Origin of the sequence: Mycoplasmopsis lipophila (genome assembly GCF_045276895.1) — a bacterium.
Lineage (GTDB): Bacteria > Bacillota_I > Bacilli_A > Mycoplasmatales > Metamycoplasmataceae > Mycoplasmopsis > Mycoplasmopsis lipophila.
This window is the reverse complement of the sequence record NZ_CP174165.1, coordinates 749,207-768,267: the sequence shown is the minus strand read 5'-3', so window position 1 is coordinate 768,267 and position 19,061 is coordinate 749,207. Positions and strand designations below refer to the sequence as shown.

The window sequence follows — 19,061 nt, the reverse complement described above, 5'->3', positions numbered from 1 at the left end:
TTAGTTGTTTTCAATTTTATTTTGCATATTAATATATTTTCAAAACAATTCATTGTCACCAGATAAAAATTGATTATATCCTGTATATATCCCAAAATCATTTTCTTTTGTTTCTATAGAATTAAATAATTTTTTTAAAGATGATATTAATTCTTTTGACATTTTAGATCTTGCTAAAAGAGCATCATAAGGTGCATTTTCAGTGGTTGTTAGTACTCTAATTTTATGTTGTTGATTATTAGGATTAAAATCATTACTATCTTTTTTAGATTTGGTTCAATTAAAAATTCCTTCTTCTGAAAAAGCAATATAATAATTTTCTTTACCCAATATTTTTTTTGCTTTTCCAAGTATATGTTGTTTATTATCTTGACTATTAAAAAAATCTATAAGTTTTTGATATGAAATATTAAAATGTTTTGAAAGTAAATTTAATTGAAATTTAAACTTACTGCCACTAGTATTTTTATCATGTATGATTCCAAATGATTTAAATTTTTCTCAATCTCTCTGTTCTCAAGCTTTTGTAATTTGATTTATAATCGCTTCATTTCCAGAAATTAAAATATTACCTCTATAAAATTCTGTTGTTTCGTTTTCATTATAGAAATTTTTATATTTTGATCCATCTCAATTTAAATTAATATTAGAATATCAATTTTTAAATTCACCATATTTATCAAAATATTCATTATTTTGTAACTCGGCTAATTTTCTTAATTTATCATTTTTTAAACCATTAGAATAATGCGGATTATTAATAGTATCTCAAATAAATTTATAAGTTTTAGTTTGAGCTATAAATTGTGGTTCAAATTTTTCCAAATCTTTTTTTTCTTTTATTTTATTTGCAAAAAGCCCATAAGATAAAATACCTAAATCCAAATTATTTTGTTTATTTGTTATTAAATCAGTAAGAATTTGATTTTTATCATTTATTTTTTTAAATTTAAAAATAACATTTGAATTTAAATTTTTAAATTGTGAATCATTTTTAATTATTTGTTTATATTTTTTAGCTAATAAATTAGAAAATGCATTTTTTGATTCTTCTGTTCAACCATTATCATAGTTATATCCAATGGTTATAGTGTTTCTTTCTTTATTGTTACATTTAGAAGATAAATTAAAAAAAGATATTCCAACTATGAGAGAAGAAAAAAATAATTTCTTTTTTGTATTTTTGTGAAAAAGCATAAAAAAATCTCCTTTTATATAATAAAAGAGATTAAACCTATGTTTAATTAAAATAAATAAACTTGCTACGCATAAATTACTATGATCAGCTCAAAAGGTATAATCTCAGCCATAAGGCACCCTTGTTTATATATTTATTATATATTAATGTAAAATAATATTATTATGGCTTTACTTTTTAATATTAATAATAATTTTAAAAATCAATCAATTGTATTAGTTAATTCAAATGTTGAAATTACTAAAAAAATAATAAGAGAAAATTTTATTTTTTTAGTTGATAATCAAAATAATGTTCATTCTATTAATTTATTGAATAGTGAATATTTTAATGCAACTCTTAATAAAACAGGTTTTTATTCAATGACACATTTAACTAATCGAGATGAGGAAAAACTAAATCAATTAATTCAAAAAAATAATTTTATTTATAAAAAAGAAGCAAAAACTTATTTTACAATTGGAAAAATTATTAAAAGATATCAACATCCTAAATCAGATAAATTATTTTTATTAGATATAGATGTAAAAGAAGAAAAATATATCCCTATAGTAACCAATACTTTAAATTCATTAGAAAATGAATTAGTAGTTATAGCAAGACTAGGTGCTATGATGCCAAATGGATTAGAAATTAAACCAAATAAAATAATGGATTTTAAAAGTAAAGCAATGTTATGCTCTTATAAATCTTTAAATATAATTCAAGAAAAAGAAGGAATTATTCTTTTGGATAAAAATGAATATAAAAATAAAATAGGACAAGAGTTTGAATTTTAAGGAACATTATGCAAGTATTAGAAGAATTAAAACAAAGAGGAATTTTTAAACAAATTAGTAACTTAGAAAAATTTCAAAAGTTAGATCCTAAAACAACAGGTGTTTACATTGGATTTGATCCTACTGCTAAAAGTTTACATTTAGGTAATTATGTTCAAATATCAATTTTAAAAAGATTTAAAAATGCTGGATTTAAAGCTTATGCTATTTTAGGTGGGGCAACAGGAATGATAGGAGATCCATCATTTAAAGATGCTGAAAGATCTTTGCTAGATAAAAAAACATTAGAAATGAATAAAAATGCTATTAAAAAACAATTGGAACATTTTGGTTTAGAAGTTATTGATAATTATGAGTTTTACAAAAATATGAATATTTTAGAATTTTTAAGAGATGTAGGTAAACTTGTAAATATTTCTTATATGCTATCTAAAGATTCTGTAGCTAATAGAATAGATAATGGTTTATCATTTACAGAATTTTCTTATCAATTATTACAAGGTTGGGATTTTTATAACTTATATAAAAAACATAATATTTTTGTGCAATTAGGCGGTTCTGATCAATGGGGGAATATAACCACTGGATTAGAAGTCATTTCAAAATTAGAAGGTGATAATCATAAAGCTGTAGTTATAACTTCTAATTTATTAGTTGATGAAAATGGTAAAAAATATGGTAAATCTACAGGTGGTGGTTCATTGTGATTAGATAAAAATATGAATTCTCCATATAATTTATATCAATTTTTATTTAATCAACCCGATTCAAAAATTGAAGAATTATTGTTTTGATTAACTTTTTTACCTATAAATAAGATAAAAACAATAATTTCTAAACACAATGAAAATCCTTCATTACATTATGCACAAGAAATTTTAGCTTCTGAAGTAGTTAAAGATATTCATAATAAAGAAGAACTGGAAATTGCTAAAAAAGTTACAAACATTTTATTTGATAAAAAATATGATTTAAGTTCATTAGATTTAAAAACTTTAGAAAAAATGGAAATTTATTTGCCTTTATTAGAAGTTTCATTAAATGTTAATTTAATAGATAAATTAATTGAAGAAAAAGTTTTACTTTCAAAAAGAGAAGCCAGAGAATTTATAAATAACAATGCCTTAAAAATTGATGGAAAAGAAATAGATGAAAATTATTTATTTAGTCCTCAATTTTATTCTAAAAAATATGCTTTTTTGCATAAGGGAAAGAAACAAGTTTTTCTTTTAAAAACGAAGTAGGAGAAATTTTATGAATAAGCAAAAGAAAATACATTTATTTATATTATTAGCATCAATATTTAGTTTAATTAATTCTATTCTTGGGGTAGTAGGGTTTTTTCTTTGGGGATTGCTTTTTAAAGTTGCTGCTTTAAAATATACATTATATTTAGCATTTTTTGTTACAGAAACAACTTTAGGAATAATTACTTTTATATGAACGAAAGAATTTAAAACTAATAAGTTTTGAAAAAGTACAGTTATTACATTTTCAATTCTTAATACATTTATATTGATTTTTATACTGATGCTAATTGGAAATTATATTGATGCTATTTTTATAGCTAAAAATTTGGATTCAATTAGTCACTTAATAATAGTCTTATATACAGGGTATATTGGAATTTTTCTTTTTAATATTACACTATCAATAATTTTGTTTATTTTTGATAAAAAAACAAAAAAAGTTTTTAATGATTTAAATACAAAAGAAGAAAATCAAATACTTTAAATACCATTTGTATGGTATTTTTTTTAATCATATAATTAAATTATGAAAAAAATTAAACCATTATTATTATCAAGTCTTTTAATAGTTCCAATATTTTCAACTTCTTGTTTTAATTTGTATAAAGAGGATAAAGAAGCTGATTTTTCTAAAAAAAATTATAGTTTTTATAATGTATCCAATGAATATGATATTCCTACTCAAAGATTTAGTTTTTATTACTATAAAAATAGTAATGTACCATATGTAGATATAAATGAAACTATTAGAAAATTGGAAGGGTTATTTGATTTAAAAAATTATTATAAAAAAGAATCTTGAATTTCTCCAAAAGTTTCCTATTATACAGGGAATGGCTCTTTAGATGTTAATTGGAAACAAAATAAACTTTCATTTTATAGTAGTTATTTTTCCAATTTTACTAAAGATACACAACAAACTGATTATTCAAGAAATATAAAATACTCAACAACATTTTATAAAGATTTTTCACCTGAAAAAATAGTAATGGATTTAAATAAATATAATTTTGATGTTTATAGATTTAATAAAAAAACTTTAATTCCTTTTGCTTTATTTAATACTTTATTTTGTAGCCCTAATTATTACAATCTTTATTTTAATAGTGAAAAAATTATAGGAGCAGATTTTGGTTTAAATGACAGAATGAAATATATAGAAAATGTTAGAAAAAGCAAAATTGCTAATACAGAAGCACCCAAAGATGTTAGAGAGGCCACTTTTAATCATTTATCATTAGTAATGAATTATTTTTATGGGTTAAAAGAATATAAAAATGTTGATGATTTTAAAGATGTTCTTTCTTTAAAAAAATATAAAGAAAAAATTCTTTCAAGAAAATCAAGTGTTTATAATGAAGCCTATGCTGATTTTTTCTATGGTTATTTAAATGAATTACATACCAGTATGTCAATGTTATCTTTTTATGATAAACCGGAAGCAAAAATAAAAGATTTGGGTGAAAAAATTCAAAGTGCTTATAAAAAAGCTTATAATGAAAAACATAATTTATTGTCTAAAAAACGAGAAAAATTATGAGGTAATAGATATTTAAGATATATTGGTAATAATACTGCTGTAATTTCTTTTGATGAATTTTTAACTGGAACAAAAGAAGAAATTTCTAGTTCAGAAGCATATAAATATGATACATATGAATTATTTAAATATTTAATGAATGAAATTAAAAATAATAAGAATATTAAAAAAATTATTATTGATTTATCTTTAAATGGTGGTGGCAATACTGCTGCTATGTGAAAAGCATTGGGATTCTTAACTAATAAAAAATTATTGCATCATAGTTACAATAATTTAAACGATACTATTCATACTACTGGAGTTGATGTGGATGCAAATGGTGATGGTGATTATGAAGATGATGATGCATATACAGAATATGATTGATATGTGCTAGCAGGAATAAATACCTTTAGTGCTGCTAATCAATTTGTAAATATAGTTAAAGAGATGAAAATAGCAAAGGTTATTGGACAAAAAACTGGTGGTGGAATGTGTTCTATAGTACCTATGGTTTTAGTTGATGGAACTTCAATTATTATTAGTTCTAATAGCGCTTTAAAGCATAAAAAAAATAATACCTTTATGTCTACTGAAGGAGGTTTATATCCTGATATAAATTTAGATTATAATGATTTCTATAATGATGACAAACTTTCACAATTAGTTAATGAATAAGTCTATAAAATAGATAAAAAAGTAAAAAATAAAAATGTGTTATTTTTGAAACACATTTTTATTTTAATAATTAAATGTTAAATTTTTGATTTCCAACTTCAATAGAAACTTTTGTATCAATATCAATTTTTCTAGTTTTAATTCCACTAGTTTCTAATATAGTTCTTGCTATTTGAGCGTCTTCAGTATTATGATATTTATCGTCTTCATAAACCACTTCTGTAATACCAGATTGCGCTATGGTTTTAGCACAATTTGAACAAGGATATAAAGAGGTATAAATAGTACAATTTTCAAAATTTACTTGACTATTAAGAATTGCGTTCATTTCTGCGTGAATTACATAAGCATATTTAGTTTCTGTTTGTGAACCCTCTCTAGCTCATGGGAATTCATCATCATTACCTTTTGGCATTCCATTATAACCCAAGGAAATAATTCTTTTTTTTGAATTAATAATACAAGCACCAACTTTTGTAGATGGATCTTTTGATCTTAAAGCAGATATTTTTGCTAAACCCATAAAATAACCATCTCAATATAAAGAGTTTTGTTTTTTCATAAATATTATTTTATTACTATTGAACAAAAAAATTGCTATTTTTGGAATAGCAATTTAGATTGGAGTATTTAAACAAATGGAGCGAGTAAAGGGAATCGAACCCTCATGGTCAGCTTGGAAGGCTGAAGTTCTGCCATTAAACTATACTCGCATAAAATCTATATAAAATAATAAATTAATTTTTAAATTTTTTATAAAAATAATAAAAATTTTTACATTTTTAATTTTTGCTATATTTTATGCTTTTTTACTATTTATATTTTTATATTTTTATATGATTAAAATATGGCTGCAAAAAGAAAATATTATAATGGCGTTCACTATTTTTTAGATGAAAAATCTCAAGTGTTGAAATTAACTTCAGAATTTCATAATAAATTATTAAACAAAAAATTAGAATATGGGAAAGGTTTTAAAAAATTTGGGGGTTCATCAATTGCTGATGTGTTAGAAACAGACTCTTTTAAATCTAATTTTGGAGCATTTTGTCATATGTGCAACTTAAAGATGCCTGTTTTGGTTGCAAAATATGTAAAAGCGGGAATAGCAATTGAACCAAAAATTTTTGATTTAATGAAAAAGAATTTTCCTAATAAAGTTATTGAACACTTAGAGGCAAAAGATTATAACTATGATTATTTTAGAGGAAAATATGAATTTATACAAGGGGTTCCTGATGGAATTATGCCCAATGATAAAGTTGTTTTAGAAATGAAGACAGTTAATGAAAAAAAAGCAGAAATATGAGGGAAACCCGGAAAAGATGTTTTATCAGTCCCTCTTGATTATAGAAAACAAGCTCAATTATATGCATATTTATTGGGATATGATAGATATTCAATTGTTGCTGCTTTTATAAAAGAAGAAGATTATACAAAACCTGATGAGTGTAATTTAGAAAATAGAATTATTAGACAATATGTGTATAAAGTTGATAAAAATATTGTAGAAGATGACATAAAAAGAACAATTGATTTTTATAAAAAATATTCTGTTCTAGGCATTAGTCCACAATATGATCCAATTAGAGATAGAGATCAAGTTGAATTTTTAAAGTGCCATAATGAACAAGAATGAAAAGAATTAATCGCTAAATGAAAAACATTAGGAAAAGTAGATTTAGATTATGAAGAATAAAGAAAAAATTATTAAATATCAACAATATTTAAATTTATTTACTGAACAAAAATTTTATATTTGAAATGAATTTGAAGAATCTCAATTATTACCTTCCAAAAATCAAGAGTTTTTAAATTTAGATGAAGAAGATGATGATGAAGAAAAATTAATTCATTTATGATGAGATGAAAATCAAAAAAAATATTTAAAAACTTTAAATGATAATGATAAGTCAACAAAAATGTGAGTTAATATTAATAAACAACTATTAGAGTATTTAAAATCTATTACTAAATATGATAATAAAGATATTTTTATTAATAAAAATATTGATTCTTTAGAAACGAAAATAATAACTACCAAAGATGCTATGAACAATAAAAATGTTTCTTTAATAATAAATCCTTGTTTTGCTTATAAAACAAAAAATGATTTTTTAGTTATGACAACATTTTTTGCTTATGATAAAAAAAGAAACATTGCATATTTCAATGGTTTTACATCTAAAACTAAAGTTTTAGATTATATAAATACTGACTATATTTTTAATGTTTTTAAAAGATCACAAAATATTAATTTAACTTCAATTAAAAAAATAATTTTTGATAATAATGTCGATACAAAAGCCAACATTGCTTCGTTTTGTTTAACTGAAGCTTCTTTAACTAAAAAAAGTCCTAGTGCTTCTAAGAATCAAATATTAGATATAAATAACAATTTTTGACCATATAAAGATATTGAAAATAAAGGATGAAATTTTTGCAGCCCCCTTTTTAAAAAAAACTTAAATGATAAATCAATAGATAAATTAACTTATTTAGATGTGATTCAAGAAAGAGAAATTTTTAAAGGTACTTCTATAAAAAAAGATTCAAATGACACAATATTTATTATGAATAAAGACAATTCTATATTTAATAAAGAATTGTCTTTAAATGATTATGATGAAAATATAGAATATATTGAAAAATTATTTGATGAAAAGATTCTTTTAGATTTTGAAAATACTTATGTTGATCAGTTATCTAATGTTTCAACTAAAAAGAAAAATTACAATTCAGAATTATATAGAAATCCTATTGATACTTTTGTGAATAAAGATAAAATTAAACAATATTTTTTAAATAAATTAGGTGAAGATTATTATTTTTCTAGTAAATATCTTAATATAGTAAAATCTTTTTCAAAAGAAGATTTTGATAATTGAAAATCACTTGTTGATAACGAAAGAACTATTCCAGATTTTTTTACAATAGATGTTTTATATTTTTTATCTCTTTTACATATAAAAGATAAAAGGATTATTTGATATGACTATGAAGGAATAGCTACACCTACGCCTATTTTAGATGGGGCAAAACATTATCAACAAGTAACTCCACAAGTTTCTATTATAGAAACAGTAAATGGGAAAGAAATTTATTCAAAAGATATTGTTAAAGATCCTGCAAAATTAGAATTATTTGATTTGGTAGACAATGTTGTAAATGTTTATGCAAATGCAGCAGATTACTATGTTGTTTATAATCAAGGATATGAAAATAGTAAAAATAAACAACTTTTAGAATTGGTAGAAAAATCTTATGGGAAGGATTTAAATTTTACAAAAAAATTTGATAATGCAAATTTAACAATTTTAAAATTTAGAGAAATAGTTAATCATATAAAAAATAAGACTATTGATTTAAATATTTTATTCAAGCCTTTTACTAAATCAGATTCTTCTTCAACTAATGAAATTTTAAAAAAATGAAAATTAAATTTTGATATTAATTATTTAAATAATAATGTTTTAATAGAATTTAATCCAATTAGTATTGGAGATAAAAGAAGTCAAATTAAATATCATTTTTATAATAAAAATAATTTAAGTTTAGATTTGCCTAAGACAATAATAAAAGATAATTTTAAATCTTTGGACAAAGGAATTTTTTTAAATATTTTTGAATTAAGAGGTTTTTCTTCTATTAAAAAAATAGAAAAGTTAATTACAAAATATCACATAAAATTAAAACATGAAATCAAATCATATGCTAGCTTAGAAGTTAAAAATGGATTATTTGCTTTAGAAAAAGCTATTAATAGACATCAAGGTTTAATAGGCGATAAAGAATGAGAAGAAACATCAAATAATTTAAAAATTTATTGTCATAATGATGTAATGATGATGATAGAAGCATATGATTTAGTGCAAAAAATCGTTGCTGATGTATTTCCTGAAATAGAAAAATATGAATGAAATTTAGAACAAAATCAAACATATGGGATAGACTTTAAAAATCACAAATTAATTATTTTAAACAAAATTAAATAACACAAAATGCTATTTGATTTTTTATTTATTTTTCTATTTTATAGGCTAATCTTTAAAATTTAGTACATATATTTTATTATTTATATTGGCATCAATTTTTATAAAATTTTCCATTAATGATTCGCCATATAATTTAAATGCCTTAAAATGATTTCTGTGTTCAAGATGAGCCAATTCATGTACAATAACCGCTTCTATAGATTTAGGTTCTAATAAAATTAATGAAACATTATATTTAATTAAATATTTTAAACCTCTTTTCATATTTATTCCTCAATATGTTTTTGCAAAAACAATTTGATAAGGGATTTCTTCTAATTTATATTTATTCATTGATAATAAATATTTATTAAAAACAGGTTTAATAAAATTGTCTAATTCTTTAATTAAATATTCTTTTAAAACTTGCATTTGGTTTTTATTTTTTTTGTAAAAAACTTTAATACTATCATCTCCTAAAACACATCCATTAAATACTGATTCTTTAAATTTTAAATTTAGTAATTTTCCAAAAAACAATATTTGATTTGAGTTTTTGTTTAAAAAAATAAATTCTTTTATTTTATGAAACGGTTTTATTTCTTCATTGCTAGAAAGCTTATTTATAAATTTTCTAGCATCAAATTCATATCCTCGTATTAAATTTTCACTTAATTTATTTTCTATATTTTGTGGAACAAAAATAAAAATATGTTCAGGTTTATTTACATAATTTTTAATTTTTACTTCTTCATTTTCAAAAATACTTTTTCTGAATTCTAAAATTCATTTTTTATTATTAACAAAAATTTCTTTTATTAAAGGTAAGATAATTTTGTCATTCATAAGTACTTCCTATATTTGATTATTTTTATTTCCACCATTAATAATTTTTCCAAATTTTTTAATATCTTTCAATGATGCTGTTCTTGATGATTCAATTATTTCTGATAATGCCGCTAATGTTCTTCCATTGATAATATCTTCAGTTTCATTTACTATTTCAACTACTTTATTAGAAAAATTATTTTCATTAACAATTACTGATCAACTTTCTTCATTTTCAATATTTGCATTAGTGTTTTCCGGCAAGACCAATAGAGAAAAAACAGGAAAACTAAAACCACACATTTTGTAAATATGGTTAATATGTTTTAAATTTTGTTGAAAAGGATTTTTCATTTTAATTTCTTTTTTGTTGATTTTTAATTTTAGTTCAGGACTATTAAAATCACCAATTAAATTACCATAATAATTTTTAGCTTCTATAACAAAAATTGCTTTGTTAGTTGCTAAAAGTCCATCTATTTCAAAATATTGGTTTTCCCCATACTTAAATAGTCCACCATTAAAGTATTTATATCCATTTTCTTTGGCAAAATTTAACATTTTTCCATTTATTTTTTTTTCAAAAATGAAACCAGCGGTATTTTTGCTTTTATTTTTAAGTATTTTTTGAATAATAATAAAAAGTGTTAAAGCTATAACAAGGCCCATAATTAAAGTTCCAATAGCAATACCAATAGTGGTGTTTTTTTCTAATTTAGGATAACTAATATTTTTATCTATTTTTTTTAAATTTAAGAAATTATCAATTAAATATTCCATAATTAATAATGATAATATACAAATATATAAAAAACTAAAAACAATTTTTAAAAGTAAAATTTAAGTCTTTAATAATTATTTTTATTTTAATATTTTTTATTTTCTATAATAATAAATATTAAATGGAGGGGATATGTATAAATCTAAATTAAATATTAAAGAAACACAATTAGCAATACAGGATTTAAAATTTGCTTTTACTAAACAATTAAATAAAAATTTGAATTTAGTTAGAGTTTCAGCACCCTTATTTGTTGATTCAGAATCAAAAATAAATGATGGACTTTCTGGTGAAAAACCAGTTTCATTTAATCCTAAAAATGAACCTAATATTTCTTTTGAAATTGTTCATTCATTAGCAAAATGAAAAAGAATAGCTTTAAAAAAATATATGTTTGATATTTATGAAGGTATTTATACAGATATGAATGCTATAAGAAGAGAAGAAGATTTAGATTCTATACATTCATATTATGTAGATCAATGAGATTGGGAATTAGTAATTAGAGAAGAGGATAGAAATACAGATTTTTTAAAAGCGATAGTTACCAAAATATATAACTCAATTAGATATGTAGAAAATAAGTTAAATTTTAATTTTCCAGTATTAAGCAAAAAACTTCCAGATAAAATATTCTTTATAACAGCACAAGATTTAGAAAATATGTATCCTAATTTATCAATTGATGAAAGAGAATTAGAAATTACTAAAAAACATAAAGCAGTTTTTATTATAGGTATTGGTAATAAATTAAATAAATCTAATGTTCCACATTCAAAAAGATCTTTTGATTATGATGATTGAGATTTAAATGGCGATATGATTTTTTATCATCCTATATTGAATAAAGCATTAGAAATTTCATCAATGGGAATAAGAGTTAATGCAAAATCTTTATCAAAACAAAAAGAATTAATGAATATAAAAAATGAAGATTTAAGACAATATCATAAAGATATATTAGATAATAAATTACCTCTTACTATAGGTGGTGGAATAGGTCAAAGCAGATTATCAATGTTTCTTTTAGAAAAAAAACATATAGGTGAAGTACAAGTTGGATTTTGACCAAACAATATTATTGAAGACTTAAAAAAAGAAGGTGTCAAATTATTATAATTTGACTTATTCTTTTGTTTTATAGTTAAATTGGAGAAAAATGTTAGATTTTGAACAAGATTATTGAATAAATAATTATAATAAAATTTTAGGATGTGATGAGGTAGGAAGAGGTTGTTGTGCTGGACCTTTAGTAGTAGCTGCTGTAATTTTTCCTCCTTTTTATCAGAATCAATTAATTAATGATTCTAAAAAAATGTCAGATTTAAAAAGAAGAGAATTAGTAAATATAATAAAAAAAGATGCTTTAGAATTTAAATATTTTGTTGTAGATTCAAAACTAGTTGATAATTTAAACCCTAAAAAAGCTTCTATTTATGCAATGCAAGAAGTGATTAAAAAATTTAATAATTTACCTGATTTAGTTTTAACTGATTTTGAAAAAATTGATTCAAATATTAAACAAATTAATTTAGTTAAGGGAGATCAAAAAAGTATTTCTATTGCAGCAGCTTCTATATTAGCGAAAGTTTTTAGAGATGACTATATGATAGATATTGCTAAAAAATTTCCTGATTATGGTTTTGAAAAGCATAAAGGTTATTGTACAAAAGAACATCAAAATGCTATGGAAAAATATGGGGTCATTGAAGAACATAGAATTAGTTATAAAAATGTAAAACACATTTGAGAAAACAAAAATTAAAAAATATAATTTATTTAAATTAAGGAGAAAATTATGAATTACAAACTTTATAAAAAAACTAAAGAAATACATTGTTCTAAAGAAAATTGATTAAAATATCAAAATCACATTGTTATGAATGCAATTAAGGAGAAAACAAAAATTAATCAAAATGAAATTTTAGATTATGCTTATGAATTAATTAATAGAGAAGAAATTCAAAAATTTGTTGATGAAGAAAATTTAAATGATGATAAAAAATATTATTTATTTTCTCCTGTTGTAAAAGACATTAAAATGACTATTGAGGAATGTGAATTTGAAATTAATTTAGAATATTTTTTATTAGATGATTTAAAAATTGAAAATTTATATAATTTTAAAAAAATTGATTTTAAGCCTTTAATTTTGACTGATGAAAAATTAGAAAAAAGTTTTGAAAAATTTAGTAAACAGTTTGAAGTTTTACAAGATGCAGATATAGTAAGTGAATCTAATATAGTTAGATGTGAAATTTTACCTTTTTTAGATGATAAACCATTAGATCAATATAAAGATATTATTACCATAAAAGCTTCATCTCAAAAAGATGGATTAATAAATAAAGATGTTATGAATCATAAATTAAATGATGTTTTTTATCATATAGAAGATGTACATCAAAAAGTTCAAATTAAAATAGTTTCTATTCAAGAAATAATTTATAAAGAATTAACAAATGATAATTTAAAAGAATGCGGTTTAAGTTCATTTAAAAATTTAGATGAAGTAAAGACAAGTTTTATAAATGATAATTTAATGATAAATAATCATATGGAAACTTCAAAATATTTTAATAAATATATTGAAATATTTAATCAAGAAAATAAGATTGAATTTTCGGAAAAACTTTTTGAAAATTTAAAATCAAGAAATTTTGATAAATATATCAATTCTTTATCTGAAAAAGAAAAAGCTGATTTTAGAAAAGAAACTTATGAAGATAAAGATAAATTGTATAGTTGAATGAAAAAATTAGAAAATGATTTAAGAGCTTCAATATGAAGAGATATTATTATTTGAGTTATTAAAACTACAAAAAATATTACTGAACCTTCAAATGAAGATAAAGAAGAAGAATGAAAATTCGTTCATTTAATGTATGACAAATATGATATTGAAAATAGAAACATTAATGAAGAAAGAATGAATAAAGGTATTTTGGATAGAAAAGTTTCGTTACTATTAATGAAATCAAACAATGAAATTGAATACAATGAATTAATGGAAAATAAAAATGTTTAGTAAAAATAAAAGAATAGGTATACTCAATGATTTTTCAAGTAAGGAACATATTGAAAAATACATTAATTATTTAGTTAATTGAATTAAAGAAAAAGTATCATTAGCACATGCAAAAGGGACAATATTTGGCTTATCTGGTGGTATAGATTCAGCATTAATTTCAGTTTTATGTAAGAAAGCTTTTCCTGATAATAGTTTAGGTTTAATTATGCCTATTGACAGTATGAAACATGAAGATAGTGATATTAGTTCATTAATTAAAGCATTTAATTTAACAACCAAAACTATTGATTTAAAATTAACTTTTAATACTATAAATAAGGCAATTAAGGTAAAAAATAATTTAGCATTATCAAATATAAAACCTCGTTTAAGAATGACAACTTTATATGCTTATGCAAAAGAATTAAATTATTTAGTTGTAGGAACCGATAATGAAGATGAATATTTTATAGGTTATTTTACAAAATATGGAGATGGCGGTGTAGATCTTTTGCCAATAGTACATTTACTTAAATCAGAAGTTAGAATACTTGCCAAATATTTAGAAATACCACAATCTATTATTGATAAAAAACCTTCTGCTGGTCTTTGAGAAGGTCAAAATGATGAAGATGAATTAGGTTTTTCATACCAGGATTTAGATAATTTCATTGCTATGGACTATGATAAAATTAATAAAAATACAAAAGAAAAAATTGAAAGAATGCATATCAATTCTGAACATAAACGTAATGTTCCTATAAAACCATTAACTATTGAAGAGTTTTTTCAAGAAAATAAATAATTTAATTCCAAAGGAGATTTATGTCAGGACATTCACATTGAGCTGGTATTAAACATAAAAAAGGTGCTAATGATGCGGCTAGAGGAAAAGTTTTTCAAAAACTTTTTAAAGAAATTTATGTAGCTGCTACTGCTAATGGAGGTCCCGATCCTGAATCTAATCCATCTTTAAAATTAGCAATTGCAAAAGCAAAATCTAAAAATATGCCTAAAGCAAATATTGAAAAAGCTTTAGCAAAAGCTAGAGGAGATGGAAAAAATGGAGCAACTTTTGTTGAAACTATTTTTAATGCTACATTAAGCGGTGGAGCAACCTTTATGGTGATTACTTTATCTGATAATATCAATCGTACGACAAGTAATTTAAAAGCGTATTTTAATAAACAAAACGCAACCCTAGGTAAAACAAATCAAATTCCATACCAATTTGATCACCGTGGAATTATTGAAGTATCTAAAAATTTAATTGGGGAAGATGAAATTACAATGGTTGCTATTGATAATGGTGCTATGGATTTAGAAAATACAGATGAATCATATTTAATTACTACTGAACCTGAAAATTTTGCTAAATGTAAAACTGCCCTTGAAAAAGAATTAAATATTAGCGATTTTTTACAATGTGAAGTTTCTTATATTCCAAATTCTTATGTATCTTTTAGTGGTGAAAAATATCAAAAATTAATGGATTTTGTTGAAAAATTAGAAGATGATGATGACGTTCAAGAAGTTATTCATAATATAGAAGAAGAATAAAAATTCTAGCTTCGTAGAAAGACAAATGGAATCTTTTATATCCTTTATAAAATCAATTTCTCCTGAAAATGAACCTTGGAATAAAATAATAGCTAAATTATGATTGGTAATTATAGCTAGTTTTTTATTACTCATTTTACCAGTTTTAATTGCCTTAATTTTTCCTTTATTTAAAGAAAAACTTTCTAAAAAAGCAACTACTTATTTATATGCTTTTATGTCAGGTTTTTTCCTTACTATGGCTTTATTTGGTTTCTTAAGAGAATCTTTAGAAATATCAAGTCTGTCCGCTCAAGGGAAAGGCTATAGTACAAATAAAGTATATTTATGAAATATTTTATTAATAGGGTTAGGAATTATTTCTGGTATAGGTTTGGCTTTAGGAATTAAGTTTTTTATAGAAAAAGTAATAAACAAAAAACTAAAAAATAATTTTTTATTGCACTCTCATAATCATGAACATAGTGAAGATGAAGCACATAGCCATGAAACAATAGAAGAAAAACCTAAAAATTATTCTAAATTAGTTGCTTTAATTTTGTTATTAACTCATAGAATTCCAGAAGGTTTTTTAATAGGTGTTAGTTTAAATGCTATATATAATGGAAGTACAAGTAATATGAATTTAGCTTTTTTAATTTCGTTTATATTACATTTAATTCCAGAAGAATTAGTATTTTATTATCGCCAAAGAGAAATGGGGTTTTCAAAGAAAAAATCAATAGGAATTTCTATCGGATTGTTATTTTTGTTTCTTCCAGCGATTTTTCTTGGAATATATTCAGGAGAAGCAATTAATAATCTTTGACAATTGGCAGCCTTTATAGAAGCTTTTATAGCGGGTATCTTTATTTTTACATCTATATTTGAATTTTTGCCAGAATTTGCTTTTGAAAAATATGAATTAAAAATAAAGTATTCTATTTTAATCTTTGTAGTTTTAGGAATAGCGCTGTCAGCAATTATTCTTTCTATTCATTCTCATGGAAATGGAACATTGTTTGGAAATTTAGGAGTTACTTTCAAATTTAAATAAGACATATTGTTGTCTTATTTTTTTATATTTAAAAAAATTCCTAAAAGTAAAATTAATTAAAATTTTTTTGACTTTTTTGCAAAAAATAGACATATATAGGTAGCTAGTAATTCTATTTATATAACTTTTATAACAAAGGAGAAAAATAGATAAAAGTAAATTAACAAAAACTCCCATCTTTAAAAAAATTTCTAAATATGAAGATATTGAATATTATATGATTAAAATGATAAGCAAATTAGAAGATATCTTATTGATTGTAAATGAAATAAATTAAAGGTAATAGAACTAGGAGCCTAATATGACAGTATGTAATTTAACTATCAAACAATTAGCAAATATTATTTCTGATTTTTTTGATAAAAAGTTTGATGAAAAAATTCAATAAAATATAAAACCCATTTTAGACAATATGGATACAAAGCAAGAATTTAATAATTTTTAAATGATATTAACAATAAATTGGACAAAATTGAAGATGATATTAAAATGCTAAAATCATTTCATATTGAAGATATTAAAATGTATAAAAAATAATTTATCTCTAAAATAGGAATTATTTTTATTGCTTAATATTTAACAATTTACCTAATAATAAAATATAGATATATATAATATAAAGGTATAAAAAATAAGGAGCAATGATGAGTTATAAAGCTTTATATCGAAAATACCGTCCCGCAAGTTTTGATGAAGTTTTAGGTCAAGATCACATTGTAATTACCTTAAAAAACATTATTCTAAATAGAAAAATTTCACATGCTTATCTTTTTAATGGTCCTAGAGGTGTAGGGAAAACATCAGTTGCTAGAATTTTTGCTGGTTTATTAAATTGTTATCATAATAAAGATGTAACAAAAATGTGTGCCAAATGTAATGCATTAATAAATCAAAATGTAGATATTATTGAAACTGATGCTGCTTCTAATAATGGAGTTAATGAAATTAGAGAATTAAAAGAAAAAATTCAACATTCTCCAGTAATGGGAAATTATAAAATTTACATTATTGATGAAGCACATATGCTCTCTAAAGCAGCTTTTAATGCTTTATTAAAAACTTTAGAAGAACCTCCAGAACATGCTATTTTTATTTTGGTTACAACTGATCCACAAAAAATTCCTCTTACAATTTTATCTAGAGTACAAAGATTTAATTTTCGCAGAATACCAATTAAAATTCTTACACAACAAATTACGGATGTTTTAGAAAAAGAAAATATTAAAAGTGATGAAAAAACGATTTCTTATATAGCAAGATTAGCAACAGGGGGGATGAGAGATGCACTTTCTATTGTGGATCAAGCTAGCGCTTATGGAAATGGAAAAATAGAGTTAAAAGAATTGATGTATGCCTTTGGAATAACTAGCAATGATAATTTAATAGAAATTATAAATTTACTTTATAAAAGTGATTTAAAAACTGTTTTAGCAAAATTTGAAGACTTAGAAAATGCTGGGATTGATCCAAATCAATTTGCTAATGGATTATTAACTATAATAAAAGATTTTATAGTTTATCAAAAAACATTAGATGTAAATCTTTTAAATTTAATTGATTTGGAAGAATTAAAAAAATTAGAAATTGATTATGATTTTGCTATTAAAACAAATGAAATTTTATATGAATTAAGCAAACAATTAATGTATACAGATATACCCTTTCAACAAATAGAAATATTTTTAATTAAAATATCAAATTTAAATGCTAAAAATAATATTAAAATTGAAACTAATAAGGAGTTAAATATGAAAAAAAATGACAATAAAGCTAAAGAATTATTAAGCGAAACACAAGAATTAATTTTAGATAACAATGATTTAAGTGGTGATTTTCTAGATTTAGATCAAGAAGTTATTTCAGATTTAAATACAGGGGAAAACAATTTAATTTCTACTGGAGAAATTGATTTATCCGATGAAATGCTTTTATTTAATAATCCTAAAGCTAATTTAGCCAAAGAACATCAAAAAGCTTTCAAATGTGCTTACAATATGAAGTCTTTATTAAATATAATTTTACAAAGTCAAAATGATATGGTTTCAAAATATCAAGGGAAAATCGATTATTTATTGAAAGTTTTTAAATCAGATGCACATCAAACATTTTTAGATAGTTTAAGATATATGACTTTAAGAGCAGCTTCCAATGATTTTATGCTTTTAACTTCTGAAAATTATAATAGTAGTCAATTAAACTATATGCAAGATTTTCATAATGATTCTAATATTCAAGAATTGATTAAAAAAGTTTTTGGTACGTATTTACATTTAGTAATTGTAGACAATGAAACTTATAAAGAATTAGTTAAAGAAGCTAAAAAAATTATTGATTCAGGAAAAACTCCTAAATTAAAACCTTTGGGTGAAGTAAAAATTAAAAAATCAAAAACTCCTAATCAAATACTTTTAGATATTTTATTTGATGAAAATGATGAAAAATAAA

General features: G+C 22.3%; 17 protein-coding genes and 1 tRNA gene. 13 read left to right on the top strand and 5 right to left on the bottom strand.

From position 1 onward, the window contains the following. On the bottom strand, positions 1-1,197 hold the full coding sequence (gene cypl / locus ACJA27_RS03495; protein ID WP_406617917.1) for an ABC transporter thiamine pyrophosphate-binding lipoprotein p37/Cypl: 1,197 nt from the start codon (positions 1,195-1,197) through the stop codon (positions 1-3). A 165-nt stretch (positions 1,198-1,362) separates the two neighbouring features. Here cypl and tapR point away from each other — a divergent pair, with 165 nt between their 5' ends. Genes tapR through ACJA27_RS03475 form a run of 4 tightly spaced genes read left to right on the top strand, consistent with a single transcriptional unit; the run spans position 1,363 to position 5,427 of the window. Then, on the top strand, positions 1,363-1,977 hold the full coding sequence (gene tapR / locus ACJA27_RS03490; RefSeq protein ID WP_406617916.1) for a TyrS-associated PheT N-terminal domain-related protein TapR: 615 nt from the start codon (positions 1,363-1,365) through the stop codon (positions 1,975-1,977). A gap of 8 nt (positions 1,978-1,985) precedes the next feature. Beyond that, a complete protein-coding gene (tyrS, locus tag ACJA27_RS03485; RefSeq protein WP_406617915.1) occupies positions 1,986-3,221 on the top strand; it encodes a tyrosine--tRNA ligase in 1,236 nt (411 codons plus the stop codon). Positions 3,222-3,231: 10 nt separating this feature from the next. Beyond that, positions 3,232-3,711: a hypothetical protein gene (locus tag ACJA27_RS03480; protein WP_406617914.1), complete on the top strand. Its 480-nt coding sequence runs from the start codon at positions 3,232-3,234 to the stop codon at positions 3,709-3,711. A gap of 42 nt (positions 3,712-3,753) precedes the next feature. Next, entirely contained in the window at positions 3,754-5,427 is a 1,674-nt protein-coding gene (locus ACJA27_RS03475; RefSeq protein ID WP_406617913.1) for a S41 family peptidase, read from the top strand. A 70-nt stretch (positions 5,428-5,497) separates the two neighbouring features. Here ACJA27_RS03475 and ACJA27_RS03470 read toward each other — a convergent pair whose 3' ends face one another. Then, positions 5,498-5,989, bottom strand: a complete 492-nt coding sequence (locus ACJA27_RS03470) for a deoxycytidylate deaminase (RefSeq protein WP_406617912.1) — start codon at positions 5,987-5,989, stop codon at positions 5,498-5,500. A gap of 77 nt (positions 5,990-6,066) precedes the next feature. Next, positions 6,067-6,140 (bottom strand) — tRNA-Gly (locus tag ACJA27_RS03465). A 134-nt stretch (positions 6,141-6,274) separates the two neighbouring features. On the opposite strand from ACJA27_RS03465, the gene ACJA27_RS03460 reads away from it, so the two are divergent. Further along, positions 6,275-7,126, top strand: coding sequence for an MAGa7180 family putative nuclease (locus tag ACJA27_RS03460; protein ID WP_406617911.1), 852 nt, complete (start codon positions 6,275-6,277; stop codon positions 7,124-7,126). Beyond that, positions 7,116-9,422, top strand: coding sequence for a UU173 family protein (locus tag ACJA27_RS03455; RefSeq protein WP_406617910.1), 2,307 nt, complete (start codon positions 7,116-7,118; stop codon positions 9,420-9,422). The genes ACJA27_RS03460 and ACJA27_RS03455 overlap by 11 nt, the downstream gene beginning before the upstream one ends. A gap of 45 nt (positions 9,423-9,467) precedes the next feature. On the opposite strand, the gene ACJA27_RS03450 is transcribed toward ACJA27_RS03455, so the two are convergent. After that, positions 9,468-10,247: a YgjP-like metallopeptidase domain-containing protein gene (locus tag ACJA27_RS03450; RefSeq protein WP_406617908.1), complete on the bottom strand. Its 780-nt coding sequence runs from the start codon at positions 10,245-10,247 to the stop codon at positions 9,468-9,470. A gap of 9 nt (positions 10,248-10,256) precedes the next feature. Beyond that, positions 10,257-11,009 (bottom strand): nuclease-related domain-containing protein, encoded by a 753-nt coding sequence (locus ACJA27_RS03445; protein WP_406617907.1) that lies wholly within the window; start codon positions 11,007-11,009, stop codon positions 10,257-10,259. Positions 11,010-11,142: 133 nt separating this feature from the next. Here ACJA27_RS03445 and asnA point away from each other — a divergent pair, with 133 nt between their 5' ends. From asnA to dnaX, 7 genes are all read left to right on the top strand, one after another. Then, the gene (gene asnA / locus ACJA27_RS03440) at positions 11,143-12,129 is read left to right on the top strand and encodes an aspartate--ammonia ligase (RefSeq protein ID WP_406617906.1); all 987 of its coding nucleotides are present in this window, start codon (positions 11,143-11,145) and stop codon (positions 12,127-12,129) included. A gap of 40 nt (positions 12,130-12,169) precedes the next feature. After that, on the top strand, positions 12,170-12,775 hold the full coding sequence (locus ACJA27_RS03435) for a ribonuclease HII (protein WP_406617905.1): 606 nt from the start codon (positions 12,170-12,172) through the stop codon (positions 12,773-12,775). Positions 12,776-12,808: 33 nt separating this feature from the next. Continuing rightward, entirely contained in the window at positions 12,809-14,038 is a 1,230-nt protein-coding gene (locus ACJA27_RS03430) for a trigger factor-related chaperone (RefSeq protein ID WP_406617904.1), read from the top strand. Next, positions 14,031-14,825, top strand: a complete 795-nt coding sequence (gene nadE, locus ACJA27_RS03425) for an NAD(+) synthase (protein ID WP_406617903.1) — start codon at positions 14,031-14,033, stop codon at positions 14,823-14,825. Before ACJA27_RS03430 ends, nadE begins: the two co-directional genes overlap by 8 nt. A 20-nt stretch (positions 14,826-14,845) precedes the next feature. Continuing rightward, positions 14,846-15,580, top strand: coding sequence for a YebC/PmpR family DNA-binding transcriptional regulator (locus ACJA27_RS03420; protein ID WP_406617902.1), 735 nt, complete (start codon positions 14,846-14,848; stop codon positions 15,578-15,580). A 25-nt stretch (positions 15,581-15,605) separates the two neighbouring features. Next, entirely contained in the window at positions 15,606-16,616 is a 1,011-nt protein-coding gene (locus ACJA27_RS03415; protein ID WP_406617901.1) for a ZIP family metal transporter, read from the top strand. A gap of 644 nt (positions 16,617-17,260) precedes the next feature. After that, positions 17,261-19,060 carry a DNA polymerase III subunit gamma/tau gene (gene dnaX, locus ACJA27_RS03410; protein WP_406617900.1) on the top strand — a complete coding sequence of 600 codons (1,800 nt, stop codon included), beginning with the start codon at positions 17,261-17,263 and terminating at the stop codon, positions 19,058-19,060. Position 19,061 lies beyond the last annotated feature (1 nt).